At 62.5% G+C, this 25,875-nt stretch carries 19 protein-coding genes; 12 read left to right on the top strand and 7 right to left on the bottom strand.

Annotated elements, in window-relative coordinates; translation table 11 throughout:
- On the top strand, nt 1-1,908 hold the full coding sequence (locus G3574_RS14280) for a sensor histidine kinase (RefSeq protein WP_163964301.1): 1,908 nt from the start codon (nt 1-3) through the stop codon (nt 1,906-1,908).
- 2 nt (nt 1,909-1,910) lie between these two features.
- On the opposite strand, the gene G3574_RS14275 is transcribed toward G3574_RS14280, so the two are convergent.
- Entirely contained in the window at nt 1,911-3,896 is a 1,986-nt protein-coding gene (locus G3574_RS14275; protein WP_163964299.1) for an AsmA family protein, read from the bottom strand.
- A gap of 161 nt (nt 3,897-4,057) precedes the next feature.
- On the opposite strand from G3574_RS14275, the gene G3574_RS14270 reads away from it, so the two are divergent.
- On the top strand, nt 4,058-4,567 hold the full coding sequence (locus tag G3574_RS14270; RefSeq protein ID WP_163964297.1) for a C40 family peptidase: 510 nt from the start codon (nt 4,058-4,060) through the stop codon (nt 4,565-4,567).
- 351 nt (nt 4,568-4,918) lie between these two features.
- Nucleotides 4,919-7,948, top strand: a complete 3,030-nt coding sequence (gene rpoD, locus G3574_RS14265; protein WP_235953439.1) for an RNA polymerase sigma factor RpoD — start codon at nt 4,919-4,921, stop codon at nt 7,946-7,948.
- Nucleotides 7,949-8,061: 113 nt separating this feature from the next.
- Here rpoD and G3574_RS14260 read toward each other — a convergent pair whose 3' ends face one another.
- Together G3574_RS14260 and G3574_RS14255 are read right to left on the bottom strand one after the other, a co-directional pair.
- The gene (locus G3574_RS14260) at nt 8,062-8,544 is read right to left on the bottom strand and encodes a DUF3237 family protein (protein ID WP_163964294.1); all 483 of its coding nucleotides are present in this window, start codon (nt 8,542-8,544) and stop codon (nt 8,062-8,064) included.
- Nucleotides 8,541-9,785, bottom strand: a complete 1,245-nt coding sequence (locus tag G3574_RS14255) for a flavin-dependent oxidoreductase (protein ID WP_163964292.1) — start codon at nt 9,783-9,785, stop codon at nt 8,541-8,543. Before G3574_RS14255 ends, G3574_RS14260 begins: the two co-directional genes overlap by 4 nt.
- 186 nt (nt 9,786-9,971) lie before the next feature.
- Here G3574_RS14255 and G3574_RS14250 point away from each other — a divergent pair, with 186 nt between their 5' ends.
- From G3574_RS14250 to G3574_RS14230, 5 genes are all read left to right on the top strand, one after another.
- Nucleotides 9,972-10,454, top strand: coding sequence for a MarR family winged helix-turn-helix transcriptional regulator (locus tag G3574_RS14250; protein WP_163964290.1), 483 nt, complete (start codon nt 9,972-9,974; stop codon nt 10,452-10,454).
- Between the two features lie 235 nt (nt 10,455-10,689).
- Nucleotides 10,690-11,769 carry a branched-chain amino acid ABC transporter permease gene (locus G3574_RS14245; protein ID WP_163964288.1) on the top strand — a complete coding sequence of 360 codons (1,080 nt, stop codon included), beginning with the start codon at nt 10,690-10,692 and terminating at the stop codon, nt 11,767-11,769.
- A gap of 9 nt (nt 11,770-11,778) precedes the next feature.
- Nucleotides 11,779-13,581 carry a branched-chain amino acid ABC transporter ATP-binding protein/permease gene (locus G3574_RS14240; protein ID WP_163964286.1) on the top strand — a complete coding sequence of 601 codons (1,803 nt, stop codon included), beginning with the start codon at nt 11,779-11,781 and terminating at the stop codon, nt 13,579-13,581.
- A 9-nt stretch (nt 13,582-13,590) separates the two neighbouring features.
- A complete protein-coding gene (locus G3574_RS14235) occupies nt 13,591-14,346 on the top strand; it encodes an ABC transporter ATP-binding protein (protein ID WP_163964284.1) in 756 nt (251 codons plus the stop codon).
- A 47-nt stretch (nt 14,347-14,393) separates the two neighbouring features.
- A complete protein-coding gene (locus tag G3574_RS14230) occupies nt 14,394-15,536 on the top strand; it encodes an ABC transporter substrate-binding protein (protein ID WP_163964282.1) in 1,143 nt (380 codons plus the stop codon).
- Nucleotides 15,537-15,615: 79 nt separating this feature from the next.
- On the opposite strand, the gene G3574_RS14225 is transcribed toward G3574_RS14230, so the two are convergent.
- Entirely contained in the window at nt 15,616-15,834 is a 219-nt protein-coding gene (locus G3574_RS14225; RefSeq protein WP_163964280.1) for a hypothetical protein, read from the bottom strand.
- Between the two features lie 134 nt (nt 15,835-15,968).
- Here G3574_RS14225 and G3574_RS14220 point away from each other — a divergent pair, with 134 nt between their 5' ends.
- Nucleotides 15,969-16,181, top strand: a complete 213-nt coding sequence (locus G3574_RS14220) for a hypervirulence associated TUDOR domain-containing protein (protein ID WP_163964278.1) — start codon at nt 15,969-15,971, stop codon at nt 16,179-16,181.
- A gap of 320 nt (nt 16,182-16,501) precedes the next feature.
- Nucleotides 16,502-18,883, top strand: coding sequence for a GspE/PulE family protein (locus G3574_RS14215; RefSeq protein WP_163964275.1), 2,382 nt, complete (start codon nt 16,502-16,504; stop codon nt 18,881-18,883).
- A gap of 12 nt (nt 18,884-18,895) precedes the next feature.
- Here the strand turns inward: G3574_RS14215 and G3574_RS14210 are convergent, their stop codons facing one another.
- The 3 genes from G3574_RS14210 to G3574_RS14200 all read right to left on the bottom strand — a co-directional run bounded on the left by G3574_RS14210 (nt 18,896) and on the right by G3574_RS14200 (nt 23,074).
- Nucleotides 18,896-19,990: a threonine aldolase family protein gene (locus G3574_RS14210; protein WP_163964273.1), complete on the bottom strand. Its 1,095-nt coding sequence runs from the start codon at nt 19,988-19,990 to the stop codon at nt 18,896-18,898.
- A gap of 59 nt (nt 19,991-20,049) precedes the next feature.
- Complete coding sequence (locus G3574_RS14205) at nt 20,050-20,856, bottom strand: PPK2 family polyphosphate kinase (protein ID WP_163964271.1); 807 nt, start codon at nt 20,854-20,856, stop codon at nt 20,050-20,052.
- 679 nt (nt 20,857-21,535) lie between these two features.
- A complete protein-coding gene (locus G3574_RS14200) occupies nt 21,536-23,074 on the bottom strand; it encodes a CYTH and CHAD domain-containing protein (RefSeq protein ID WP_163964269.1) in 1,539 nt (512 codons plus the stop codon).
- Nucleotides 23,075-23,389: 315 nt separating this feature from the next.
- Here G3574_RS14200 and G3574_RS14195 point away from each other — a divergent pair, with 315 nt between their 5' ends.
- Entirely contained in the window at nt 23,390-25,372 is a 1,983-nt protein-coding gene (locus G3574_RS14195) for a PhoX family protein (protein WP_163964267.1), read from the top strand.
- A 202-nt stretch (nt 25,373-25,574) separates the two neighbouring features.
- Nucleotides 25,575-25,817, top strand: coding sequence for a DUF3562 domain-containing protein (locus G3574_RS14190; protein ID WP_163964265.1), 243 nt, complete (start codon nt 25,575-25,577; stop codon nt 25,815-25,817).
- Nucleotides 25,818-25,875 lie beyond the last annotated feature (58 nt).

The raw sequence follows: 25,875 nt of genomic DNA, 5'->3' as shown, positions 1-25,875 counted from the left end.
ATGGCGGCCCGCTCTCTTGCCGCCCTGCCCTCGCGCCTGACGGCGATGCCCGTCATCCTGCTTCTCATCGCGCTGCTCGTTGCGCTATGCGCCGTCGTTCCCTCCGGCCTTGCCGCACCGGCCGGGAAAGTCCAGGCAGTCACCGAAGTGCGCGAAGCATTCTACGCAGTGTCCGATTCCGCCTCGATTCCCGCCGCTGATGCCGGCTGGCGGAAGACAGCCTTGCCGCACCGCGAGCCGCGGGCCGGCGACCACCTCCTGACGCCCTACTGGTACAGGTTTTCCATCGACACGGGCGAAAAAACGGACGACACCTGGCTTTACTTCCCCAAGCTGCGCAGCGGCGGCGCCGTCTTCGTCAATGGCGTGAAAATCCAACAGGTGCGCTCTGCCGATGCGACCCACCAGGTCAGGTGGTTCCGGCCGTTCCTGTTCTATGTACCGCCGTCGGCCCTGCACGCCGGCACGAACGAAATCGCGGTCAACTTCGCCATCCGAGAGCCGCTCACCAGTTTCGGCGAAGTCTACGCGGGGCCGGGCGCGCTGCTGTCGGTACGCTTCGACCAGGCCTTGTTCTGGGAACAGACCAGCAACAAGATCGCCGCCGTAGGCTGCATGCTTGCCAGCCTGTTCGTGCTCGCGCTTTGGATTCGGCGGCGCCAGGAAACCCTGTACGGCATGTTCGGCCTGTGCCTGCTCTTCTGGGGCGTGCGGACCTTCATTTTCCGGCTGCCGGTCGTGCCGGTCGACTGTTGGCTGGCATGGCGTTGCGCGTACTATCTGACCACCAACGGGTTCATCGTGTTCATCACGATCTTCCTGCTGCGATTTTCACGATCCGAATCACGGCATGTCACGCGCATCCTGCTGACGGCCTGGCTCGGCAGCCTGCTTGCCTTCGCGGTCATTGGCGCCAGCCTCAGGCCGGCGATGGACAGCATCGGCACCCTGTTCTACCTTCCCTTCACCTGCTACGCGGTGGCCAGGCTGATCCTGCATGCCATCCGCACACGGATGCCGTCGGCCATCGCGATGGTGGCATCGATCGGCGTCGCGCTGCTGCTGGCATTGCATGACTTCGCGGTGCAGCACGGCAAGCTCGGTTTTTCCGAAACCTACCTGCTGCATCTCGGCATTCCGCTTTACCTGCTAGTCATGGGCGTGGTACTGCTCGACCGCTTCATCGATTCGCTCAATGACATCGAGACGATGAACGCCACCCTGAGCCAGCGGGTCGCGGAGCGGGAGCGGGAATTGCTGGCGAGCCTCGAGGAAGTCAGGCGAATGGAAGATGCGCAATCCCGCGCGGATGAACGCCAGCGCATCATGCAGGACATCCATGACGGCGTCGGCTCCCAGCTCCTCACCACGCTCATGCTGGTGAAGCGCGGCGGCATGGAGACCGGCTCGGTGGCGGACATGCTGCAAGCCTGCCTGGACGACATGCGCCTGACCATCGACAGCCTCGCGTCCTCGACGCCGGACTTCGCGGCGGCGCTGGGAAACCTGCGCCTTCGCATGCAAGGCCGGCTGCAAGCGCTGGGCATCGCGCTCGACTGGCCGCACGTCGACTTCCCGGCCTGGTTCTGCCCGCCGCCGAGCACCACCATCAAGCTGCTGCGCATTTTGCAGGAGGCCCTGGCCAACGTGCTCAAGCATGCCGAGGCCAGCGCCGTACAGGTCGGCTTCGATTTCAGCGACGAGGCGCTGGTAATGCGCGTCCGCGACAATGGCCGCGGAATGCCTGGCGCCGTTTCGCCGGCCGGCCACGGCATGCGGAACATGCGCTCCCGCGCCGGGTCCATCGGTGCCACGCTGGACGTCGTTACCGGAAGCGAAGGAACCGAGGTGGCGGTGCGCGTTCCGCGGTCGAATCATGTTTCCGCCGCGGCATCGTCCGCGGCTTGAACTCATTTGCCGGGCGCAGGCGCAACCGGCCTTTGCTTCGCCTGCGCGATCAGTTGCCCGCATGGCACTTCCTCGCCCGGGCCGGGATTGATCAGCGCGATCACTGCGGCAAGGGGCGCCGCAAGCGTTCCGAGCGCGGTCGCCGCGCCGGCCTTCAGTGCCACGACGCCCTTGTCGATGCCGACGTCCGGTTTCTTGAAGGTGCCGTTGACGTACAAGGGCGAACGCAGGGAAATGATGCGGATGCCCTTGCTTTCCGGGTTGACCTTCAGCTTCATTTCCTCGGTGCGCAGGTTGATGCCGCCGTCGACGAAGATCGTCGCGTCCTGGGTATCGAGGAGGAAGACCTGGCTGCGCATGAGGCCGTCCTTGATGTCGAAGTCCGCCGCCATGCAATTGAGCTTCACCTGACGGTCGCCGAACAGCTTGGTCACCACCACGCTGCCCACGTTCAGGCCGGCAGCCTCGAGGATGAACTTGCTGATGCTGCCCTCGGTCACCAGCGACTTGAGTTCGCCATTGGAAGATCCCAGCAGCGCAGCGATGGAATTGCCGGCGCCAGTGAGCTTGGCGTTGCCATTGAGTTCGCCCAGGCTGGCGCGCATCGATTCGACGCCGGGGAACAGTTCCTTGAGCTTGAGTCCTCGCGCGGCGACCTGCATGCGCGCCTTCGCCGGATCGGCATGGCCGTCGATTTCCAGTTCAGTGGTCAAGCGGCCGCCGGCAACGCCGAAGTTGAGGGGCGACAGGCTCAGCACGCCATTCTTCATGCGCACGTTGGTCTGCAGGTTGTCGATCGGATATTTCTTGTCCTTGATGATCTTCTTGCCGGTGAAGCTGACCTGCACGTCCATCTTGTCCCAGCGGTCGGTCTTGAAGGGCGAGACCGGCAGCACCTTGTCGGGCGGCTGCTTGACCGCCGAGTTGTTTTTCTTTTCCCGCTCATCGCCGCCGACCAGGGCGCCGAGATCGCTCAGGTTGAGATAGTTCGACACCACCTCGCCGCTCAGCAAGGGACGCGGATCCTGCTGCTTGTAGTCGAGCGTGCCGCCGATGTCGCTGTCGCCGACCTTGCCCTTGAACTTCTCGTAACGCAATTCGAAGGCGCGCGGCTTGAGGCGGCCGATGACACGGCCTTCCGTCGAGAACTTCGGGGTGTTGGGCAGCAGCACCCCGCTGAGGGGAAACAGATCGGCCATGCTCGCGCCGAGGATCTTCAGGTTGACGTCGATTTCCTTGAGATTCGCCGGGTCGGTCAGCGCGCCATCTGCGGTGATCGTGGTCTGTCCGACCTTCAACTCGGCACTGACCGGGTAGCGCACGTTCTTCTCGCGCAGGCTCAGCACGGACCCGGCCTTGCCATGGCCGGTCAGCTTCTCGCCATTGAACTTCCCTTTCGCCTGCCAGACGACGCTGCCATCCTTTTCGGTGTCGACCATGGCGGTCGCGTCCGCCTTCTTCTCGGGATCGACGTAGCGCACGGCGGTCTGCTCCAGCGCCAGGCCATCGAAGGCGAATTGCCAGGGTGACTTCTCCGGCTTGTCCTTGCGGTCGAAAGTCCAGTTGTTGCGCTTCCCTTTCCCCTGTTCGAGATTGACCTGCGAGCCGCTGAAGGTGACGGAATCCAGGCTGATGGTCTTGTGCAGCAGGCCCAGGGGATTGAGGCGGAAGTCCGCGTCGGCGATCTGCGCCATCAGGGGACCCGACGTGGCCCATTCCGGATTGGAAAGCGTGATGTCCTTCGCATGGAAATGAGGCCATGGAACGAATCGTTGCCAGCCGGTGACGTGCTCCGGCCGTTCCCAGCGCAGGGAAAGGTCGCCGTTGATGGCAAATTGCCGCCCGATCGCCGTGCTGACCTTGTCGCCGATCCATGGCTTGAAGCGGTTCAGGTCGAGATTGGCAAGCAGGACCAGCGCCAGCACGATGATGGCGACCAGGGCGGCCAGGCTGGCCAGTGCGATCTTTATTCCACGTGACATAGCCATGTGATGTTTCCGTGGCATGACAGTTCACCCTCTTGACAAATCGCACTGCATCAGGCGGTCTTGGAGGAAAACCGTCAAGTGGCGAAGGTGCAACGCCGGTGTCTTGCCGCAAGCTTGCAAGACCGCTAGAGTGCAACAAGAAAACGTTGCCTCTTGCTCACATGATTGCGCCTCCCTTTCGCCTGCTTGCCCTGACCCTATCTGCTGCCGCATTGATTGCCGGCTGCGGCACGCCGCCCCCGGGCGCGCCGGCAAGCGATACCAGGGCATTGGCTTCGCAGCGCCCTGCCAGCCCGGAAGCGCAGGATATCGCGCTGACGGCACTCTCCCTTCTTCGCACCGGATACCGTTTCGGCGGAAAGAATCCGGAGGCCGGGCTTGATTGCTCGGGCTTCGTCACCTACGTCTACCAGCTTGCCCTAGGCCGCCAGCTGGCGGGCAACGCGGCTTCCCTGGCCCGCCAGGGCAAGGAGATCCCCCGCCAGCAGCTCCAGGCCGGCGACCTTGTCTTCTTCAATACCCTCGGCCGCCCCTACTCCCACGTCGGCATCTATCTCGGCAGCGACGAATTCATCCATGCCCCCAATTCCCGGGGAACCGTCAGGGTCGATAAACTGACCAATGCCTACTACGCCAGCCGATTCGAAACGGCACGCACGCTGCTTGACTGACGAAGCCCAAACCGCGTTCCTTCGCTGGCGATTATGCTTGACCAGGCTTGCCACAACTTGACTGCCACAACCGGAGGCGCCAGTAAAGTGCCATAAATGTCACAAGATGATTGATGCGTTCTCTCGAAGACCGGTATAATCCGCGTCCCTTTGCCAATTGGCAGAACGCGCTTTCCCCGCCAAATAATTTCCAACCATCAGAGACAACGGTCTGACGAAAAAACAGTCAGTCCATGGAGAGGTTTTGGCGTTTTTGAAAGTGGTCTGCATATCGCCTTGCCGGTGCCCGACAGAGTTTGCTGCACGAAGGCCAGCACGAAGAGAAATCCAGGCAGGTTTTACGTATTTCCAATGAACGAAAATTCGAAGACACTGACTTTGTCTGCGCGCGGGCCGCGCGCGACGACCGCTGTTCCCGCTGAATCGACCGAGACCTCTTCCGCCGCCGAAGCGCAGGAAAAGGCCACCCGCACCCCCATCGTCGTGGTGAGGCGCGCGCGGCGCGCGGTCGCCCCGCTCGACGCCCGGGCGGACAACGACGACCTGCCCGACAACCTGCCTCAAGCGCAAGAAGATGTGCACGACCTTGCGCAAGACGACACCGAAGTGCGCGACGTTCGCACCGCCTACACGCCGGAAGGCGGCATGACCGCCGCGAGCGCGCCGGTCATCATCCGCAAGCGGTCCCGGCTGGCGCCTGCCGTCGCTCCCGTGGTCCCCGCCGCCGTTCCGACAGCGACGCCCGCACAGGAACTTTCTCCGGAGGAGGCGTCGCAACCGGCGGAGCATGCTCCGCCAGCCCAGGCTGCGGCGCAAGCTGCCGATACCGGCGAGGCAACACCCGCTCCCGGCGTGCAGGACGCGTTGGATGCGGCAACTGTCGATGCAACAACCGCCGCGCCCGCTATCTTGCAAGACGCGGCAACCTCCGACGCCGCTGAAGCGCCTGCGATTACTGAAGCCGGTGATGTTGCCGAAGCCATTGACGCGACTGAGGCCACGGAGGCCACGGAGGCCACTGAAGCCACCGGCGAAGCCATGCCCTTTACCCCGCCCGCCCCTTCGGCCCCGCCAGTGGTGGTGGTGCGCAAGCGCTCGCGCGTGGCGGCCAAGGTCCCGGCGGAGCAGGCCGTGGAAGGCAGTCAGCCGCTCGCAACGGGTCTTGCAGCCGCTCCGGACGCCAACCCGGTCACGGCCTCCCCAGACATCCCATCCCCGGTCAAGGGCAAGACGCATGTGCTCGGCAAGCGCCCGGCCGCACAGGCGCAGCCGAAAGTGCAGCCGAGGGCGCAGGCAAAGGCAGCGCCCCAGCCAGCGCCGTCCGCGACGGCAAAACCAGCCGAGCCGACCCCGGTCGCAATGCCTGCCATGTCCGCCCCGGCCGAGCCGGAATCGCCCGCGGGCGACGCCGCTTCGGCCCGCGGCGGCCGAAAGCCTTCCGCATTCGTGTCCGACAGCGACGAGGTCGCCGAGTGGAACGCTGCCGAAAGCGCGGAAATGCGCGCGGCGCGCGCCCGCCGTTCCGGCGCGCGCGGCGGCAAGGCATCGTCGGAAAACCTCGACAACCGCCGCCGGCAGCTCGCGGCGCTGATCAAGATGGGCAAGGATCGCGGCTACCTCACCCATGCCGAGATCCATGACCAGCTTCCCGAAGACGCCCTCGAGGCGGAAGCGATCGCTGGCATCCTGCGCACCATCGAAGAGATGGGAATCTCCGTCTACGAGCAGGCGCCGGATGACGCCTTGCTGCTGCTGTCGGACCGCGTGGCCACCGGCACCAGCGACGACGACGTCGAAGCCATCGCCAACACCGCCATCGCCGCCGACGAAAGCGACTACGGCCGCAGCACCGACCCGGTGCGCATGTACATGCGCGAGATGTCCGACGCCGAACTGTTGACGCGCGAAGGCGAAATCGAGATTGCCAAGCGCATCGAGGACGGCCAGCGCGAAATGATCGGCGCGATTTCCGCCATTCCGTCCGCCATCGATGACATCCTTGCCTTCATACCGAAGATCGAGGCGGGTCAGGTTGCGGTCGACAGCATCGTCGACGGCTTGTCGAGCGGCGAGGATGACGTTTCCCTGTCCGGGGCCGCCGATGACGACGATGGCGCGGACGACGAGGACCTGCCGGCAGTGAGCGACGACGGGGCAATGTCCGACGAGCAGCTGCAGCAGCTGAAGTCGGCCGTGCTGCAGAAATTCACGCACATCGCGGAGCAGGCGCACGCCATGCGCGAGGATCCGGAAGGCTTGCTGGGCGCCCGCGCCCGGGCCGCGCAGGATGCCATCACCCAGACGCTGCTCGGCATCCGCTTCACGCCGAAGATCGTCGACAAGATCTGCTCCAGCGTGCGCAAGCACATGGAAGACGTCCGCGCCATCGAAAAGCGCCTGTCCACCATCGTCGATGTCTGCGGCATGCCGCGCGAGCGATTCATCAAGTCCTTTCCCGGCAACGAGACCGACCTGGATTGGGTCCAGCGCGAAGTGGACATGGCCTATCCCTACAGCGCCACGCTGGCGCGCCAGATCCCGGCCATCCGCGACCAGCAGGTCCGCCTTGCCGGCATCGAAGCGCAGGCCGGCTTGCCGCTGCCTCTCCTGCGCCAGGCCAGCAAGCGCATGCTTGCCGGCGAACGCCGGACCATGGAAGCAAAGCGCGAACTGACCCAGGCCAACCTGCGCCTCGTGATTTCTATCGCCAAGCGCTACGTTAACCGCGGCCTGCAGTTCCTCGACCTGATCCAGGAAGGGAACATCGGCCTGCTGCGCGCGGTGGACAAGTTCGAATACCGGCGCGGATTCAAGTTTTCCACCTACGCCACGTGGTGGGTGCGGCAGAACATTACCCGCGCGATCGCCGACCAGGCGCGCACCATCCGCGTGCCGGTGCACATGATCGAAACCATCAACAAGATGAACCGCATCATCCGCCAGACCGTCAGCGCCACCGGCCAGGAGCCCGATGTCGCGACGCTGGCGACGAAGATGAACATGACCGAGCAAAAGGTGCAGGAAGTGCTCAAGATCGCCAAGGAACCGGCTTCGCTCGACGCGCCGGCCGGAGACGACGGCGATGCGGTGCTGGGCGACTTCATCAGCGACGATCCCTCGCTTTCCCCGGAGGCCGCCGCGATGCGCGCCGGCTTGCAAAAGGCCATCGCCGAGGTGCTGGAAGATCTCGCGCCGAAGGAAAGAAAGGTCCTGCGCATGCGCTTCGGCCTGGACAATGTCGACGACCACACCCTGGAAGAAGTGGGCAAGCAGCTCGAGGTCACCCGCGAGCGCGTTCGCCAGATCGAAGCGAAGGCCATGGCCAAGCTGCGCCAGCAGACGCGCATGGACAAGCTCCGCGCCTTCATCGAAAGCGAATGACGCCGCATCTGGCCTGACCGTCCCGCAGGCCGTCCGGCCCGGGCTGGTCCCCCAAACATACTCACCCTGCCGGCGCGAGCCGCCAGGGTGTTTTTACATATTGCGGCGCCCGTTCAGCAAACCTGGTGGATGTCGAGATAGACCGTGCCGCCCTCACGCACGCCGCTGCTGACGAAGATGCTGTCATTGAGCCAGTGCAGCGCACCGGGCGGCGCGCTGAAGTGCAGCACGCCGCGGAAATAAGGCCCTCCATCCGGCGTGCCGCCTTCGGGTCTGGAGTCGTCACCGGCTCGCTTCTCGCGGCGCAGCCCGGTATTTTCGATCAGCAGTTTCCCCGCATCGCCAAAATCCGCGGCATAGCGTGCCGTCAGGCTGATCGTGCCATCCGCACGCACTTCCTGCAGGTCGCTGCCGCCGGGCAGGATCTGGCCGACCCTGCCAGCAACCTCGACGCTGCCGCCGAGGATGGAAATCAGCCGCCGCTCGGTCCCCGCCAGTTCGCCCAGCATCATCGGAGGCGCCACCTTGACCTCGATGCGTCCTGCCGGCTTCAGCACCGGCACGAAAGGTGACGTGGCTTCGTTCGGAGCGATCATGACTTCTTCCCCGCACCTACCGAGTCCTTGTCGAATCCCGCCAGGCGCTTGTAGCGCAACGAGATCGCTTCGAGCTGTTCGCGCGGAATCACATCATCGATGTTGCGGAACCCGTTCGGCGCACGCTCTTCCGCGAGCTGCATGACTTGCTCGGGTCCGTTCATGCGGTTGCGAAGCACGATGCCGGCCGTGCGCGGCAGGCGCTCTGCCTCGTATTCCCGCAACGCATAGGACGTGTTGGGATCGCTCGACAGGCAATCCGCCAGATAACGCGCGTCGAGAATGGCCTGCGCGCTGCCATTCGACCCGATCGGATACATCGGATGGGCCGCGTCGCCCAGCAGCGTTACCCGTTCGTAGGTCCAGCGCGGCAATGGGTCGCGGTCGACGAGCGGGAATTCGTACACCACCTCGGCGGCGTCGATGACGGCCGGAATGTCGATCCAGTCCCATTTCCAGCTTGCGAAGGGACCGGCGAACACCGATTTGTCCACCTTGCGGTTCCAGTCCGATTTCGGCAGTTCTCCATGCGGAACGCGCAGCTCGGCGATCCAGTTGATCAGCGAGGCGCCTTGGCGGCGCAAGGATTCCGAGATCGGGTAGCAGACAAACTTCTGGTCCTGGTGGCCGGCCATGAACATGCTCCTGCCATCCATGTAGGGCTCGGCCCGGGTAACGGCGCGCCACAGCATGCGTCCCGAAAAGCGCGGCTCGTCTCCCGTCGGATACAGGAACCGGCGCACCGCGGAGTGGATGCCATCCGCGCCCACCAGGACGTCCGACTCGACCTCGAACTCGGTATTGTCGGCGCGATTCGAAAAGGTAGAGACGACCTTGTCGGCTTCCTGCCTGAACGACAGGAAGGCATGCCCGGCATGGATGCGATCCGCGCCCAGACGTTCTCGCGCCTTTTCCAGCAAGGTCATCTGCAGCTCGCCGCGATGGATGGAAAACTGGGGATAATCGTATCCGGCGGCGCGGCCGCGGGGCTCGCGCCAGATCTCCTGGCCGAACTTGTTGAAATAGGCCAGTGTCGACGTCTCGATGCCTTTTTCGGCGAGACACTCCTCCAAGCCAAGGTCGCAGAGTTGCTTGCTTGCATGCGGCAACAGGTTGATGCCCACGCCCAACGGCTTGATCTCGCCGACCGCCTCGTGGATCTCGACGTCGATGCCCTTTTCGTGCAGCATCAATCCAAGCGTCAATCCGCCGATTCCTGCCCCGGCAATGACTACCTTCATGGATATCTCCTCGTTGTTCGGGCGCCATTCCGGAGCAAAATTACCGTCGGCGCGCGTGGTTGTTGGATCGGTTGTTATACTGTATAACAGTTAATCCGCATAACACAATACACAACAGGCGCTCGGCGAACGGGAATCCGCAAGGCGGTTCGCGCACCCGTCCGGACCGTGGCATCGGAGACAGGCATGGGACGGAACAAGGATCCGGAAACACCCAAGGAACTGGCGCACTTCAACGCCAGGATCGAAGGCATCGACTATGACGTGCTCGATGAACTCGTCGGCTATGCCGTGAGGCGCGCGCAACTCTCGATCTACGAAGACTTCGCCGCCTCGCTTGGCGAGGAAGACATCACGCCGCAACGCTTTTCTTCCCTGGTCATCATCGAGAACAATCCCGGCATTTCCCAGACCAGGTTGTCCGAAGTCATGGGCATCGCCCGTTCCGGCGTGGTCTCGATCATCGATCGTTTCGAGGCGCAGGGACTGGTGGAAAGGCAGGACGCCGGCGACCGGCGCTCCTACCAGCTCAGGCTCACCAGGGAAGGGCAGAAACAGCTGCGGCGCGTCAAGAAAATGGTGAAGGAGCACGACGAGCGCATTTCCGGAGCGCTTACCCCGGACGAACGGGTCCAGTTGTGCCGGCTGCTTCGGCAGCTCTGCAATTGACGGCCCCCAGCCAGCGGGGATCCAAGGCAAATCCCGGAACGGCAAGGTTTCCCACTATTGCATTAGGTACTCGACTTAATTATAGTGACTAACTGTTATGCGCCATAACAATCGACAACAGATTGGCGCTGACGCATGTTGGAGACGCGGGTGACGCGGCTACCTCGAATGGAAAGCCCGCATCCGACAGGTTGCCATGGCGGAAAACCGGCATGGCAGCCGATCTGGAGGAGCGATGGACTGGCAAATCATAGGAATCCTGACGCAGGATGGCGTGACATCGGGGGCAGTGTATGCCCTCCTCGCCCTCGCGCTCGTCCTGGTCTTTTCCGTTACGCGGGTCATTTTCATTCCGCAGGGCGAGTTCGTGTCGTTCGGCGCGCTGACCCTTGCCGGCATGCAGTCCGGCGCGATGCCGCAGATCACCTTGCTGCTCATGGCGATGGGGGCGGCAGTCTTCCTGCTCGAAGCGGCCGACGTCTTCCGGCGGGCAGCAAAAGGCGAGCGAGGCAATGAAGTGAACGGCGCCTCACCGGGAGCACGGACCTGGCTTCTTCTCGCATTGAAATACCTGGCGTTTCCTGCCGCGCTGCATGCCATCTGCCGCATCGTTCCCCTGGCCAGTTTGCCTGCGGCATTGCAGGCGGCGCTGGCAATCCTGATCGTCACCCCCATGGGTCCCATGCTGTATCGGATTGCCTATCAGCGCCTGTCCGAGGCAACCACCCTCGTGCTGCTGATCGTGTCAGTCGCCGCGCACTTGGTGCTGACCGGCGTGGGCCTGCTCGTGTTCGGCGCGGAAGGATCCCGCACCCGGCCATTCAGCGAATTGTCGCTGGACCTCGGCGGCGTTCCGGTCTCCGGCCAGGTGCTCAGCGTCATCGCGATTTCCCTATTGCTGATCGTTGCGCTCTACCTGTATTTCGATCGTTCCCTTTCCGGCAAGGCTTTGCGTGCCACAGCGGTGAACCGGGTCGGCGCGAGGCTCGTCGGCGTGGGAACGAACCAGGCCGGCAAGCTGGCATTCACGCTGGCGGCGGCGATCGGCGCCTTGTCGGGCGTGCTGATCGGCCCGATGACCACGGTTTTTTATGACTCAGGCTTCCTGATCGGACTGAAAGGCTTCGTCGGCGCGATCGTCGGCGGCCTGGTCAGCTACCCCCTGGCGGCGGCCGGTGCGGTGCTGGTCGGCTTGCTGGAATCCTATTCTTCGTTCTGGGCCAGCGCATTCAAGGAAGTCATCGTGTTCACCCTGATCATTCCAGTGCTGCTCTGGCGTTCGCTCACAAGCCGCCACGCGGACGACGAGCACTGAGGCGAAGGCATGACAAACATCCGCCATCAAGCGTTTTCGCTCCCGCTTCTGCTTCCCGTTGCGCTGCTCTGCATCGCCATCGCCTTGCCGCTGCTGCCGACGCCGGAATACTGGATCAACCTGCTGAACTACATCGGCCTGTACAGCCTGGTCGCCATCGGCCTGGTGCTCCTCACGGGCGTGGGCGGAATGACCTCGTTCGGCCAGGCTGCGTTCGTCGGCCTCGGGGCTTATGCAACGGCCTATCTGTCGACCAGGCATGGTGTGTCGCCCTGGCTCGGCCTGCTGGCGGGACTGGCGATCACCGTCATCTCGGCCTACCTCATCGGATTGATCACCATGCGCATGTCCGGGCATTACCTGCCGCTGGCGACGATCGCATGGGGAATTTCCCTTTACTTCATCTTCGGCAACGCCGAGATGCTCAACAAGTACGATGGCCTCAGCGGCATTCCGGCGATCAGCCTGTTCGGCATCAGCCTCGCCTCCCCGCGCGCCATCTATTTCCTGATCTGGGGTGCCGTCCTGCTGGCGATCCTGTGCCTTCGCAACCTGCTCGCCTCGCGGCCGGGACGGGCCATCCGCGCGCTCAAGGGCGGCAGCATGATGGCCGAGGCGATGGGTGTCGATACCCGGCGCATGAAAGTGACGATCTTCGTCATCTCCGCCATGCTGGCGAGCATTTCCGGCTGGTTGTATGCGCACTTCCAGCGTACGGTGAATCCCTCGCCCTTCGGCCTGGGCTACGGCATCGAGTATCTCTTCATGGCGGTGGTGGGCGGCGTCGGACACCTCTGGGGCGCGGTGCTTGGCGCCGGCCTGCTGACGCTGCTCAAGGACGGCCTGCAGAGCGTCCTGCCCCGCCTGCTCGGAAGCAGCGGCAATTTCGAGATCATCGTCTTCGGCGCCTTGATGATCTTCCTCCTGCAGTATGCGCAGGAGGGCATCTGGCCCCACCTGCGACGTCTTTTCCCCGACAAAGCCAACCCGGCGCCGCCCCCGCGCGCCGACGCGATCGCACGCTCCCCCAAGCCCCGCGCGGGCGAGCGCATCCTCGACGTGCAGCGCGCGAGGAAGCAGTTCGGCGGACTGGTGGCGGTGAACGATGTCAGCTTTGGCGTGGATGCCGGAGAAATCGTCGGCCTGATCGGGCCCAACGGCGCAGGCAAGTCGACCACGTTCAATCTGGTGACCGGGCTTCTTCCGCTGACCTCGGGCAGCATCGCTTACCGGGGCCAGGATATCAGCCGGTTTGCATCGCGCGACATCGTCCGCCTCGGCATCGGCCGGACCTTCCAGCACGTCCAACTGCTGCCGGGCATGAGCGTGCTCGAGAACGTCGCGCTTGGCGCACACCTGCGCGGCGATTACCGGCCGCAAGGCGGCGTGCTGGCCAGCGTGCTTCGCCTCAACCGCAGGGAGGAGGCCAAGCTGCTGCACGAGGCGGCATGCCAGCTCGAGCGGGTCGGGCTGAAGGAATGGATGTTCGCGGAGGCGGGAAGCCTCGCATTGGGCCAGCAGCGCATCCTGGAAATCGCGCGCGCCTTGTGCAGCGATCCGGCGCTGCTGTTGCTGGATGAACCCGCCGCTGGCCTGCGCTACCAGGAAAAGCAGGCGCTGGCGACCTTGCTCAGGCAACTGCGCGACGACGGCATGAGCATCCTTATCGTCGAACACGACATGGATTTCGTGATGAACCTCACCGACAAGCTCGTGGTGATGGAATTCGGCACCAAGATCGCGGAAGGAACGCCGGAGACCATCCAGCAGCATCCCGCGGTGCTCGAGGCTTACCTCGGCGGCATCGAATAAGGAAGGGGCATGGAGACCATACTCGAAGTCGACGACATGCATGTCAGCTACGGCAAGGTGGAGGCGGTACACGGGGTATCGCTGCGCGCCGGAGCCGGTCGCATCGTGTCGGTGATCGGTCCCAACGGGGCCGGCAAGTCCTCTACCCTCGCGGCGATCATGGGGATCCTTCCGGCCTCGGGAAACGCGCGCGGCAACGTTCACTTCCTTGGCGAGAACCTGGCAGGCGTGCCGGTGGAAGAGCGGGTGCAGCGGGGCATGTCGCTGGTGCCTGAAACGCGCGAGCTGTTTTCCACCATGAACGTGGAAGACAACCTGAGGCTTGGCGCCTACCCGCGCAAGCGGGCGGGAGAGAGGCATTACATGGACCAGCTCGACACCGTCTACCAGCTGTTCCCACGGCTGAAGGAAAGGGCATCGCAGGAAGCAGGAACGCTTTCCGGCGGCGAGCGCCAGATGCTGGCGCTGGGCCGCGCGCTGATGGCCAAGCCTAGGCTGCTGATGCTTGATGAGCCCAGCCTCGGCCTCGCACCGCTGATCGTCAAGGAAATCTTTCGCATCATCAACGGACTTCGCAGCACCGGCGTCGCCATCCTCCTGGTTGAGCAAAACGCGCGCGCGGCCTTGCAGGTCTCGGATTACGGCTATGTCATCGAAACCGGCGATCTCGCGCTCGAAGGCGAAGCGTCCGCGCTCGCGGCCAATCCGAGGGTCGTCGAAACCTATCTCGGACTCACGAAGAAGACAGCACCACAAGCCCCATGATCTACCGCATCGCAATTCATTCACCGACCAAGACACGAGGAGACATCATGAAACCCGCATTCCGACCGCTCATCGCTTCGTTCGCTCTCGCGTTCAGCTGCGCCGCCCAGGCCGACATCACCATCGGCGTCAGCTTACCTCTGACCGGCCCCGCCTCTGGCCTGGGCATTCCCACCAAGAACGGCATTTCCCTCTGGCCCGAGACCATCGGCGGCGAAAAGGTAAAGATCATCATGCTGGACGATGCTTCCGATACCACCCAGTCGGCCAAGAACGGGCGCCGTTTCATCACCGAAGACAAGGTGGACGTCATCGTCGGCTCGACAGCCACGCCGGCATCGGTGGCGCTGGCCGATGTCGCCTCGGAAGGAAAGACGGTGCAGATCTCGACCTCGCCGGTCGAACTGCCCGAAGGCAAGGGCACCTATACCTTCCGCGTGGCGCAGTCCACCGCCTTGATGGCGAGCGCGATCGTCGACCACATGAAGAAAGCCGGCGTCAACACCTATGCCTACCTCGGTTATTCGGACGCGTACGGCGAAACCTGGCTCAAGTCATTCAACGAGCTCGCCGCCAAGGCAGGCTTGAAGTCGGTGGCCACGGAGCGCTTCGCGCGCGCCGACACCAGCGTGACCGCGCAAGCCCTCAAGATCGTCTCTGCCAAGCCGGATGCGGTCCTCATCGGCGCCTCAGGCAGCGGCTCGGCAATGCCGCACAAGGCGATCGTGGAGCGCGGCTACAAGGGCAAGATCTACCAGACCCACGGTGCGGCGTCCCGCGACCTGATCCGCCTCGGCGGCAAGGACGTGGAAGGCTCCGTGGTCGTCGCCGGCCTCGCGGTCATGCCCGAAGCGCTGCCGGACAATCATCCGTCGAAAAAGGTCGCGGTCGATTTCGTCGACCGCTATGAAAAGCAGTTCGGCGCCGGGTCGCGCAACCAGTTCGCGGCGCATGGCTACGATGCGCAGCTGCTCTTGCAAGCAGTGGTCCCCGAGGCGCTCAAGAAAGGCAAGCCGGGCACCCAGGAGTTCCGGACGGCGATCAAGGACGCACTCGAAAGCGGCAAGAGCATCACCATCACCCAGGGCGTAGTCCGCTACACGCCCAAGGATCACTTTGGCCTGGAAGACAACGCGCGCGTGCTGCTTACCATCGATAACGGCAACTGGAAGCTGGCAAACTCTAAGTAATCAGCAACGCGGCGGAGGGCGCTCCCCTCCGCCGCGGCCGCGATGGCCTGGGCAGGGTTTTAAATGGCCGTTGCGATCGTCATTGCGCCTGCTGCGGTCCGCGCTGCCGATGTTGTCGGAAGGCATGGACGAGTAGCGCCCATTCCAATTCTTCCTGATAGAGGGTGGCGCTGCGTTCGACGTAGTGATAAACCCACGTGCATTCGCAACATTCCGGGCAATCCAGGTCCGGAATGGCGGCCGCCATGCGCGCCGCCAGCTCTTCCAGCTGCGCGAGGCTGAGTTCCTTCTCGTTCATCGTCTTTCCATTGGCAATGTTGTATTGACTGTTTGATACGTATGACGCGAATGAATTCCGTTGCGTGCGGTTTCGCCCGCCATGCAGGGATTCTTTGCCGGCCGCGCGCATCTATTCATGACAAGGAGGTGGTCATGAAAGATGAATTCAAGACGGGCGACAAGGTGCAATGGCATTCTTCGCAAGGCTTGGTCAAGGGAACGATCAAGAAAAAGCTGACGGCTCCCATGGAAATCAAGGGCCACCACGTGAACGCCTCTCCGGATGAACCGCAATACTTGGTCGAGAGCGACCAGACCGGCAGCGAAGCAGCGCACAAGCCCGATGCGTTGAAGAAACTACACTAGATCCATCATTCCAGTCCCTCGCCTTCGATATAGCGACGAAGGCCGGCGCTGCAAGGTCCTCGCGACCTTTCGGCGCTCAATCGTTCGACCCTCCTCCGGGCGGCGTCCTTGCGCCCGCGCCCTCCGTTGCCCCCTTCAATAACCGTGCGATGGGCTTCTCCCCGAATTTCCCAATCACCGGCCTAGCCCGCACTTAGGCCGCTACGTGCCGTACAGCGGGGCTATAATGGAATTTCCCCATGGCAGCATCGACCGGGAACAAACGGAAACGACTGGCGCTATTGCACCGAGCGGCATCCAGCCTGAGTGAAAGAGAAGCAATGATAGATTGGCCCTATCCGCCCCATTACGAGCGAATTCCCGAGCAGGATCCGATGATGAAGGATCTGTCCACCATCGCTACCGTGGTTCACCGGAACGGCAAGCGAACGGTGGGAAAGGTACTCCGCATCGACACCGGCGCCGAGATCATCGACTTTCGCGCGGCACGGGGCGACACCAATGCCCTCATTCCCTTCTCCCAGATCCACAGCCTGCATTTCAAGATGCCGATCGGCATGCGCCGGCTGGATCTTTCCGCCGAATCGGCACTCGAAGATTTTTCCAAGACGCAGGCGGTGCAGCGGTTCAGCGTCCGGTTCAAGGACCAGACCACGCTCGACGACGAAACGATGGGATATGTGGCAGAGGAATGCGGCCTGTTCCTGTTTCTGGTAAGCGCGCCGGAAAAGGTGCACCGCATGTTCATCCCGGCGGACGTCATCGATAGCTACCAGATCGGCGAACAGCTGGGCAAGCTGCTGGTGGAAAGGAATCTGCTGTCGATGGAGGAGGTCGAAGCCGGCCTCGCCGAACAGAACAAGCTGCGCGAACGCAAGCTGGGCGATTACCTGCAGATCAAGCAACTCGCCACCCAGGAACAAATCGAAAAGGCACTCGTCGCCCAGAAGAACCGTCCCCAGCTCCGCCTCGGCGAAGCGCTGCTGCAGGAAGAAGTCATCACCAAGGACCAGCTCGAGCTTGCCCTTCAGGCGCAGAGCAAGGACCGCACGAAGCCGCTCGGGGACATCCTCGTCAACATGGGCATGGTGTCGTTCGAAGCGATCAAGCGCGTCCTGGCGCAGAAGGTCGGCATTCCTTTCGTGGGCCTGGAAAACTATTCCTTCCAGTCCAGCATGACGCGCATCCTTCCGGGAGACCTGGTCAGGAAATACGTCGTCATGCCGCTCTACCATACCGAGACGCGGATCGTGGTGGCGATGGAAAACCCGCTGATGCCGGACGCGCTCAAGGAAATCTCCTTCGTCACCCGCCTCGCGGTCGATCCGGTCATGGCATCGGGAGAGGAAATCCGCACGGCGATCGACCGCATCTATGGTCCGGAGGCGAGCGGCACGGACATCTCCGAGCTTGTATCGCAGCTCGACGCGCAGCGCGACATCGACTTCGAACTCGAAAACCGCGCCCATGTCACCGAGTCGGACAACCTCCTGGTGCGGCTAGTCAACAAGATCATCATCGATGCCTATGTCGCCGGCGCGTCTGACATCCACATCGAGTCCATGCGCGACAACAAGCCGACCCGGGTGCGATTCCGCAAGGATGGCATCATGTCGGACTACTCCAACCTGCCGGCCAATTTTCGCAACGCCGTCGTCTCGCGCATCAAGATCATGAGCCGTCTCGACATTTCCGAGAAGCGCCACTCGCAGGACGGCAAGATCAATTTCGAGCAGTTCGGGCCGGTGAAGCTCGAACTGCGCGTGGTAACGATCCCCACTACGGATGGCGTCGAGGACGTCGTGATGCGTATCCTGGCGCCTCCCAAGGCGGTATCGCTCGGCGCGATCGGATTGGCAGAGGGCGTGCTGGACATGCTGCAGCAGGCGGTCACCAAGCCGCATGGCCTCCTGTTCGTCTGCGGACCCACCGGTTCCGGTAAGACCACGACCCTGCATGCCCTGCTCAGCTACATCAACACGCCGGAGCGCAAGATCTGGACGGTGGAAGACCCGATCGAAATCACCCAGGACGGCCTGCGCCAAGTGCAGGTCCAGCAAAAGGCCGAATGGACCTTTCCGCTGATCCTGCGCAGCTTCCTGCGCGCCGACCCGGACGTCATCATGGTCGGCGAAACCCGCGACAAAGAAACCGCCCACATCGTCATCGAAGCCTCCCTCACCGGGCACCTCGTGCTGTCGACCATGCACACCAACAGCGCGGTGGAGAGCGTGATCCGGCTGCTCGACTTCGGACTCGACCCGTACAACTTCGGCGACGCGCTCATCGGCGTGGTCGGCCAGCGGCTCGCGCGGCGCTTGTGCCAGTCATGCCGGCGTCCGGTGGCGGCCACCGAGGAACAGCTGGCCATGCTGGCCCACGAATATTGCGCCGACACCGATAGCAATCCTGCCGACGTGCTCTCCGATTGGCGCAGTCGTTACCAGCAGTCGGATGGCAGCATCACCATCTTCCAGGCGGTGGGCTGCAAGCTCTGCAATGAAACGGGGTACAAGGGACGCGTCGGCATCCATGAATTCCTGCGCAATACCAGCACCATCAAGCGGCTGATTCACACCAAGGCGAGCGTGCCGGACATCCAGGCGCTCGCGATGAAGGAAGGCATGCGCACGCTTCGCCAGGACGGCATCGAAAAGATCTTCAGCGGCGTCACGGACTGGGAACAGGTCAAGGTGATCTAGCGGGGATTTGTTTTACTGGCTTGGTCGAAGCCGCTCAGCGAACAGGTCCAGGATGTGCTCAAGCTCGCGGTCGGGCATCTGCAGCAGGGCATCGCCGACGTACCATTCGAAACTGCTTTCCCCGGCCAGCGGCGCATGGCGCGCCGCGCCGAACAGCCAGATGCCATGGGCGCCGGCGAGCTCGTCACGGATGGCTGTCAACCGCTCCCGCGAAGCGGCGCAGTACACATGCATCATGTTCACTTGCGGCTCGGATGGATTGACCCGCATTCCGGGACGGGCGGACACCACGCGCGCGACTTCCTTCGCGCGCTCCAGGTAGCGCGGCATCCTGGCGATGCGTTCGTCGAAGCGTGCCGCGGCAGCGGCCACATAAGGCGTCGCCCGCGCCACGTTGCCGCCGAAGCGCCTGAGCCAGACTTCGGCACGTGCAATGAAGTCGACGTCGCCGGCAAGCATCGCCCCGGCAAGCCCGCCGATTCCCTTGTACAGCGAGACATACACCGAATCGAATATGGCGGCGATGTCGGACGCCGGCTGGCCGTATCCTGCCGCGGCTTCCCAGAGGCGAGCGCCATCCATGTGGAAATGAATGCCGCGCTTCCGGCAGTGTTCCCCCAAGGCTTTCAGGCTTTCCCACGACGGCAGCTGGCCGCCGATTTCGCGCATCGGCAATTCATAGAACGCCGCGCTGACAGGGCCGGGCCACGCCTGCAGATCCTCGGCGCTCCAGGTCCGGAAGGGATCGCCCACGCGGACTGCACGGAACAGATCCAGGAACTGGTAATTCTCGCGCTCGTGCAGCAGGACATGCGCGGTCGGATGCAAGGCTACCGTATCGCCTCCCTTGGCCTCGCATGCGATCCGCAGCGCGATGGCTTGCGCCATCGTTCCGCTGATGCAGAAGAGCGCGCGCTCCTTGCCGAGAATTTTTGCGATGCGCCGCTCGAAACCCTGGATCAGGTTTCCGCTGCCATAGAGGTCATGGTCCGCCTCGTTGACTTCGCACCAGCGCGACAGCTCGGCAAAATCCTCCGCTGGCGTGGTCGGCAAGCTGCCCGAGATGAAGACACGGCATTGCGCACGCAATTCAGCTGTGGATGGCAAACGATTTCCCCTTGGCGGGCGATGGGCCGCATGGTTCCTGGCCGGCGTCCCCGCCGGGCTTATTCGACCTTGATTTTAAAGTATTCCGGATTCGGCGGCGGGTAGCTCAATTTCATGTCTTGCAGGACGTCGATCATGACGGACGCGATCGCGAGGTTGCGATGCGTCTTGCTGTCGGCGGGGATGACGTACCACGGCGCGGGATCGGTATCGGTCTCGCGGATCGCGCGTTCGTAACGCTCCTGGTAAGCATCCCAGTAACGACGCTCCTTCAGGTCATTCAAGTCCACTTTCCAATGCTTGTCGCCCTCCTGAAGCCGCGCTTCGAGACGCCGCTTTTGCTCATCCCTGGAGATGTGCAGGAAGAACTTGACCAGCACCGTGCCTGTCTCGCAAAGCATGCGCTCGAATTCGCGGATGTGCCGGTACCGCCGCTCGCATTCCGGTTCGTTGATGTCTCCATGAACGACCGGCACCAAGACATCCTCGTAGTGACTGCGGTTGAAGATGACGAGCTGCCCCATGGCGGGCACCTGCTCATGGACGCGCCAGAGAAAATCATGTTCCCGCTCATCGGTGCTGGGCGCCTTGAATGCGACGCTGCGAACGCCCAGGGGATCGAGCCTGCCGAATACGCCGCGCACCGTACCATCCTTGCCGCTGGTATCCATGCCCTGCAGGACTACCAGCAGCTTGCGGCGATGTTCCGCATAGAAAATGTCCTGGAACGCCGCGATCTGTTCAGCCAGTCCGGAAACACGCAGCTGATCGGCCGGCTTGTCGCCGCTCGACAGCGGCTTGTCGCCCGGATGGTGGTCGGCGATCCTGAATTCCGATCCGGCGCGAAACTGTTTTCTGACGTTCATGGCAGGCGATCGAAGTGTCATGCGATAAAACCCAGCATAACTCCTCGCCGAAAAGTCATGTTGAGCTGTATGGCAACCCGGCTTCCCGCCTTGTCATGCATCAAGGCATGCCTGCACGTGCGTTACCCTCCTGATTGGCACCAGCTTGCCCGCGGAAACATCGCGTGGACCTTTATTCCGCAATGCAGCATCAACATTGTTTTGGTTAAAAAACCGAACGGCTTTCCAAGAAAATCGAAATTCAGCCTGCAGGGACGCAGGTTTTTCGAGAAATTTGCATCTTATTTGTCAAATGAACACCACATATGCCAAAAAAAATGCAGACAAACTTTGTGCGTTGCACTAAGATGATCCCTGTCTCCTCCACCTCTCCTTGAGATGGATTCGCCCGCAAACCGCAAGGTCTGCGGGCTTTTTTTCGTCCATGGCAATCTGAACAAGGATGTAACCGGGGCGAGATGCCCGCGGCACCGACCGATCGGGAAGCAGACAGGGGGCGCGTTCAGGGGAGCGGGTCAAGCGGGGGAAGGTGGTCGGCATGCCGCCCTTTCGAAGAAGTTCTGACGGCATGCCTGCTTTCGCCATACATATCGGTTGCATGTGCAAAAGATGCCTGGATATTAGTCCCGGTTGATGACGGCATCATGACCGGGCACTCCGGCGATCCGCATGGATGCAATCAAGACGGTTGGCGCCGCCATTTCAAATCATGTTTCTTGATTTTCCCGCGCAGCGCTTTCAGCCGGGACTTGTCCGCGCCATCTTGCGCGCTCATCAGTCCGCGAAGATAAGCCACGGTTTCCAGGTCATGGGGGAACCGATCACGCGAATCCTTCAACAGGTTGCCACCGACGGCCGTGTCATTGTGGGCTCCGAGTTCCTCCTGCAAGGCGGTGAGCAGCTTGCCTTGGCGGCGCACGGATTTTCTCGAACACAAGGCTTGAAAGAATTCCGACGCATAGCGGGCTCGCTTGGTGGCGATGCGGATCCGGTGCAGCACATCGCTATCGGCCTGGGACAATGACTTGCTGCGCTTGAGGACCTGCGCCAGGGCGTGTGCCATCACCTGCCGGGCATGCCCCGACAATGGCGCGGCGAGCACCTCCTGGGTGGCTTCCGTGGCCGTGTGCCGCCATCCCTTGCCTTGCACCCAGCCGAAAGTTCCAAGCATCAGCCGGGCATAACGGGGCGATTGCAAGGCTTCCTGCACCGCATTGCGTTTTTCCTCCGCGAGTTGAAGCGACCTCTCCTGCACCACGGAGAGATTCGCTTCGCCTGCCGACCTGCGCCCGTATTCTGCCAGCGTCTCGTGAGACAGGACATCCCAGTCCCTTGCCTGGCCCAGCAAATCGTTCAGCCAGTCCATTTCTTCCGCAAGCCCGGAGGGAAACGCCGCCACCGCGCCGAACTGCTTCAGGGCGGAGCGAAAGCGCCGCAGTCCGACGCGCATCTGGTGCAATGGTTCCGGGCGGTTCCCGTCGAGAACGCCGGCCTCGTTCGCCGCCACCTGATCCAGGCAGTTTTCGAAGATGGCCTGCATCCCCTGTTCGACGTTCATCTTCGGTGACAGCGTGACCGCTGCCGCTTTCGACGCCTCATGCAGGACCGGGGAGATCATGGCATAGCCGCGCTCGGCCTTGCTTTCCCTCTGCAATCGCATGGGCACCAGCTCGATCAGCTTGAGCGACAGATCGTACAGCGCTTCCACGGTCCCGGACTTCAGCTCCAGCTCGACCTCGCTGACCGGCTCGCTCTTGTCCGACCGAGCGATGTTGCCCTCATCGATGGCGAGCTCGATTTCCGCGCCCTGGTGTTTCACGAGCCAGGTCGCCCGATGCACGCGCACGGTAAAGACATCCTGCAGGGCACCCTTGATCGATTCCAGGTCGGCCGCCCGGCAGAGTTCCGGATGGGATCGCATGACTTCGGTGAACAAGTCCAAGTCCGGCGTCCCTGAATGGATTTCCTTTTCCCACTCGTGGCGCTCATGCAGCCCTGCCCTTGCGCGCCCGCCTGCCTTGATGGTCTGCACCCAGTTGCCGTTGGCCTTGCGCACGCGAAGGCCGATGCGGCGCGCCTTCAATTGAAGATCAGGCGTATCGAAGTACTTGGCATTGAGGTCTTGCAGAGCCGGCTTGCCGAGGTCGGCCAGCAATGGATGCTTGTAGAGACGGGGACGGTCTTCGGCAGAGACCGCGAGCTTGAGTTCGATTTCCATGGAGGTCACCCGGATTTCACGCGGAAGGGGATTGGTTGGACAGGAAGAACGGCGAGACGAGTGCAGATTCCTCGCACCCATTTTCGCCGACACCCGGCCCACCCATATTGCGCTATGGCAGAGCACGCGACATGCAACCACCCTCTTCGTGCCGCAAGGCATCGCCTCCAATGCTGTCATTGCCACGTCACATCAGGCGGATATTCTTCGCGGCGCAATAGTTAGCCATGCATCGCATCAAGAACATTAGCGCTCCTGCTCAAGAGATGGCAGCACGCCATCGAGATCGTCAAACCCAACAAGGATAAGGCATCCATGCATAACATCGACGCTCCCCGCCGCCGGCTTCTGAAAATCCTGTCTGGCGCTCCCCTGCTTCCCCTTGCCAGCGGCAGCAGCGCCGCGCTGCTCGCCGCCTGCGGCGGTTCCTCCGCCGCCGTTCCGGCCGAAACCGCTCTGCCCGCGGTTAGCCTGAGTTCGATTTCCTTTTCCGGAATGGCCGCGCCGACGCTCGCCAATCCGGCGGCCATGGCGACCATGAGCATTGCATCGGGCATGACGGCTACCTACAGCGATGGCCGGAAACAGGCCTACACGCTGGGCTACGAGCCCTTCTTCATCACCGGCGCGCAGGTTCCCAACGGCTCCGGCGGTACGATCCTGGCCGGCGGATACTACGACATCAACAACCAGCCGATCCTAGACGCCAGTGCCGCCGGAAGTCCGCAGTTCTATTCCGACTCGCCCGATGGGTCGTCATTCATCACCCTGCCCAATGCGACTGTCGCCGGCGTCAAGGGAAACACCGTATTCGCGGTCGTGCAGTTCGAGTACACCACGCGAAATGCAGGCGGGACATCGATGTATGGCCTGTTGCCCTCGCCAATCGCCGTGCTGACCCTTGACCAGGACAAGGCGACCGGAAAGCTTACCTTGGTGAAGTACCACAACGTCGACACCAGCCCGGCGAAAGGCTTGTGGATCACGTGCGGCGCATCGCGCTCGCCATGGAACACGCATCTGTCCAGCGAGGAATATGAACCGGATGCGACTACGGCCGCAAGCAATGCGCAGTATCTTGGATTCGCGAAGAACACCTTCGGCGATGCAGGCAAGACCAGTCCATATCACTACGGCCATCTGCCGGAAGTGACGGTCAACCCGGACGGCACGGGCACCATCAGGAAACACTACTGCCTGGGACGCATCTCCCACGAGCTCGTGCAGGTCATGCCTGACGAACGCACCGTGCTGATGGGTGACGATGCCACCAATGGCGGCGCCTTCATGTTCATCGCCGACAGGGCGCGCGATCTTTCGAGCGGCGTGTTGTACGTCGGCAAGTGGAACCAGACCTCCGGAACCGGACCGGGCTCCGCCACTCTGGGCTGGATCAGGCTTGGCAGCGCGACCAGCGCGGAAATCAAGGCACTCGTCGATGGCGGAATCACCGCCGCCGACATCATGGACGTCAAGACGTCGGACCCGCAGGATGCCAGCTACAAGAAGATTCCCTTCGGCGGAAAATTCAACTGGATTAAAATCAAGCCAGGCATGGAGAAGGCGGCCGCCTTTCTCGAAACGCACCGGTACGCCGCGCTTGCCGGCGGTTCGATGGGCTTCACCAAATGGGAAGGCACGACGGTCAATGCGAAGGACAAGATCGCCTATGTGGCAATGTCGCGCATCGAGGCATCGATGCTGGATGGCTCCGGCGACGTCAAGGTCGAGGGCCCGTATTCAGGGGCGGTGTATCAGCAGAATCTCAAGGCCGGACAACGGGATACCGGCGGCGCTGTCATCGACTCGGAATGGGTGCCCGTCGACATGGCGGCGGTGCCCGCCCTCGTCTCCGAGGACCTGGGCGGCGGAAAGATGAAAGCGCAGGACGCGCTGGGCAACTATGCCAATCCGGACAAGATCGCCACGCCCGACAACCTCAAGTTTTCCGAGAAGCTGCGCACGCTTTTCATCGGCGAGGACAGCAATACCCACGTCAATAATTTCCTCTGGGCCTACAACGTCGATACGAGGCAACTCTCTCGCATCTTGTCCACGCCGGCGGGCGCGGAGTCGACCGGCTTGCATGCCGTGGACGACATCAACGGCTTTGCCTACATCATGAGCAACTTCCAGCATGCCGGCGACTGGGAATTGACCAAGGACGCAAGCGGCAACGTCACGGGCGGCCTGCATTCCAAGGTGTACCAGCAGCTCGATCCGCTGTTGAAGGCGAACTACCGCAACCTGTACGGCGCGGCGGTCGGATACATCACGGGCATGCCGACTTTGGCCTGATGAAGCCTAGCGTTCCGACGGCAGGCCTTGCAGCCTGCCGCGGACGCCAGCTTGCCTTGCGGATGCCTTCATTTATCCGACACATGGGCATCGGCATTTCCATTGATATTCCGGTCTCGACAGATGATGGCGGGGCGATTATGTTTACTTCCTGATTCCGGTTTTCCGGCCCTCAGCACTACCTGTTCTGGAAGGTCATGCCATGGCGTCACGCAATCACTCGGCACCCCTCGATCCCGATGACGACATCAACCCTCCCGGGATGGCGGACCGCCATGTGCACAGCATTCATGCGCTGGCCGAGGAAATAGGCATGCCGGTGGATGAAGTTGCCGCGGCGTATGAGGAAGTCCTCGACGAGCTTTCCGATCAGGCCGAAGTCACCGATTACCTTCCCATTCTGGTGTCGAAGCGCGTCAAGAGGTATTACCGCGCGAGTCGCTAACGGCGGAACAATCCCGCCTCCGGGAATGTATTACTCTATGGCAAGACCAGGAAGGCCG

This window comes from Noviherbaspirillum galbum (assembly GCF_010974945.1).
In the GTDB taxonomy this organism is placed as follows: Bacteria; Pseudomonadota; Gammaproteobacteria; order Burkholderiales; family Burkholderiaceae_D; genus Noviherbaspirillum; species Noviherbaspirillum galbum.
The sequence above is the reverse complement of the archived record's forward strand: the minus strand, read 5'-3'. Positions and strand labels throughout refer to the sequence as shown.

Bases quoted from the DNA above. Each gene is read 5' to 3' on its own strand.
- rpoD (WP_235953439.1), top strand. From the start codon at position 4,919: ATGAACGAAAATTCGAAGACACTGACTTTGTCTGCGCGCGGGCCGCGC.
- G3574_RS14195 (WP_163964267.1), top strand. From the start codon at position 23,390: ATGCATAACATCGACGCTCCCCGCCGCCGGCTTCTGAAAATCCTGTCT.
- G3574_RS14275 (WP_163964299.1), bottom strand. From the start codon at position 3,896: ATGGCTATGTCACGTGGAATAAAGATCGCACTGGCCAGCCTGGCCGCC.
- G3574_RS14215 (WP_163964275.1), top strand. From the start codon at position 16,502: ATGATAGATTGGCCCTATCCGCCCCATTACGAGCGAATTCCCGAGCAG.
- G3574_RS14245 (WP_163964288.1), top strand. From the start codon at position 10,690: ATGGACTGGCAAATCATAGGAATCCTGACGCAGGATGGCGTGACATCG.
- G3574_RS14225 (WP_163964280.1), bottom strand. From the start codon at position 15,834: ATGAACGAGAAGGAACTCAGCCTCGCGCAGCTGGAAGAGCTGGCGGCG.
- G3574_RS14240 (WP_163964286.1), top strand. From the start codon at position 11,779: ATGACAAACATCCGCCATCAAGCGTTTTCGCTCCCGCTTCTGCTTCCC.
- G3574_RS14280 (WP_163964301.1), top strand. From the start codon at position 1: ATGGCGGCCCGCTCTCTTGCCGCCCTGCCCTCGCGCCTGACGGCGATG.
- G3574_RS14255 (WP_163964292.1), bottom strand. From the start codon at position 9,785: ATGAAGGTAGTCATTGCCGGGGCAGGAATCGGCGGATTGACGCTTGGA.
- G3574_RS14260 (WP_163964294.1), bottom strand. From the start codon at position 8,544: ATGATCGCTCCGAACGAAGCCACGTCACCTTTCGTGCCGGTGCTGAAG.
- G3574_RS14190 (WP_163964265.1), top strand. From the start codon at position 25,575: ATGGCGTCACGCAATCACTCGGCACCCCTCGATCCCGATGACGACATC.
- G3574_RS14200 (WP_163964269.1), bottom strand. From the start codon at position 23,074: ATGGAAATCGAACTCAAGCTCGCGGTCTCTGCCGAAGACCGTCCCCGT.
- G3574_RS14235 (WP_163964284.1), top strand. From the start codon at position 13,591: ATGGAGACCATACTCGAAGTCGACGACATGCATGTCAGCTACGGCAAG.
- G3574_RS14250 (WP_163964290.1), top strand. From the start codon at position 9,972: ATGGGACGGAACAAGGATCCGGAAACACCCAAGGAACTGGCGCACTTC.
- G3574_RS14205 (WP_163964271.1), bottom strand. From the start codon at position 20,856: ATGAACGTCAGAAAACAGTTTCGCGCCGGATCGGAATTCAGGATCGCC.
- G3574_RS14270 (WP_163964297.1), top strand. From the start codon at position 4,058: ATGATTGCGCCTCCCTTTCGCCTGCTTGCCCTGACCCTATCTGCTGCC.
- G3574_RS14230 (WP_163964282.1), top strand. From the start codon at position 14,394: ATGAAACCCGCATTCCGACCGCTCATCGCTTCGTTCGCTCTCGCGTTC.
- G3574_RS14220 (WP_163964278.1), top strand. From the start codon at position 15,969: ATGAAAGATGAATTCAAGACGGGCGACAAGGTGCAATGGCATTCTTCG.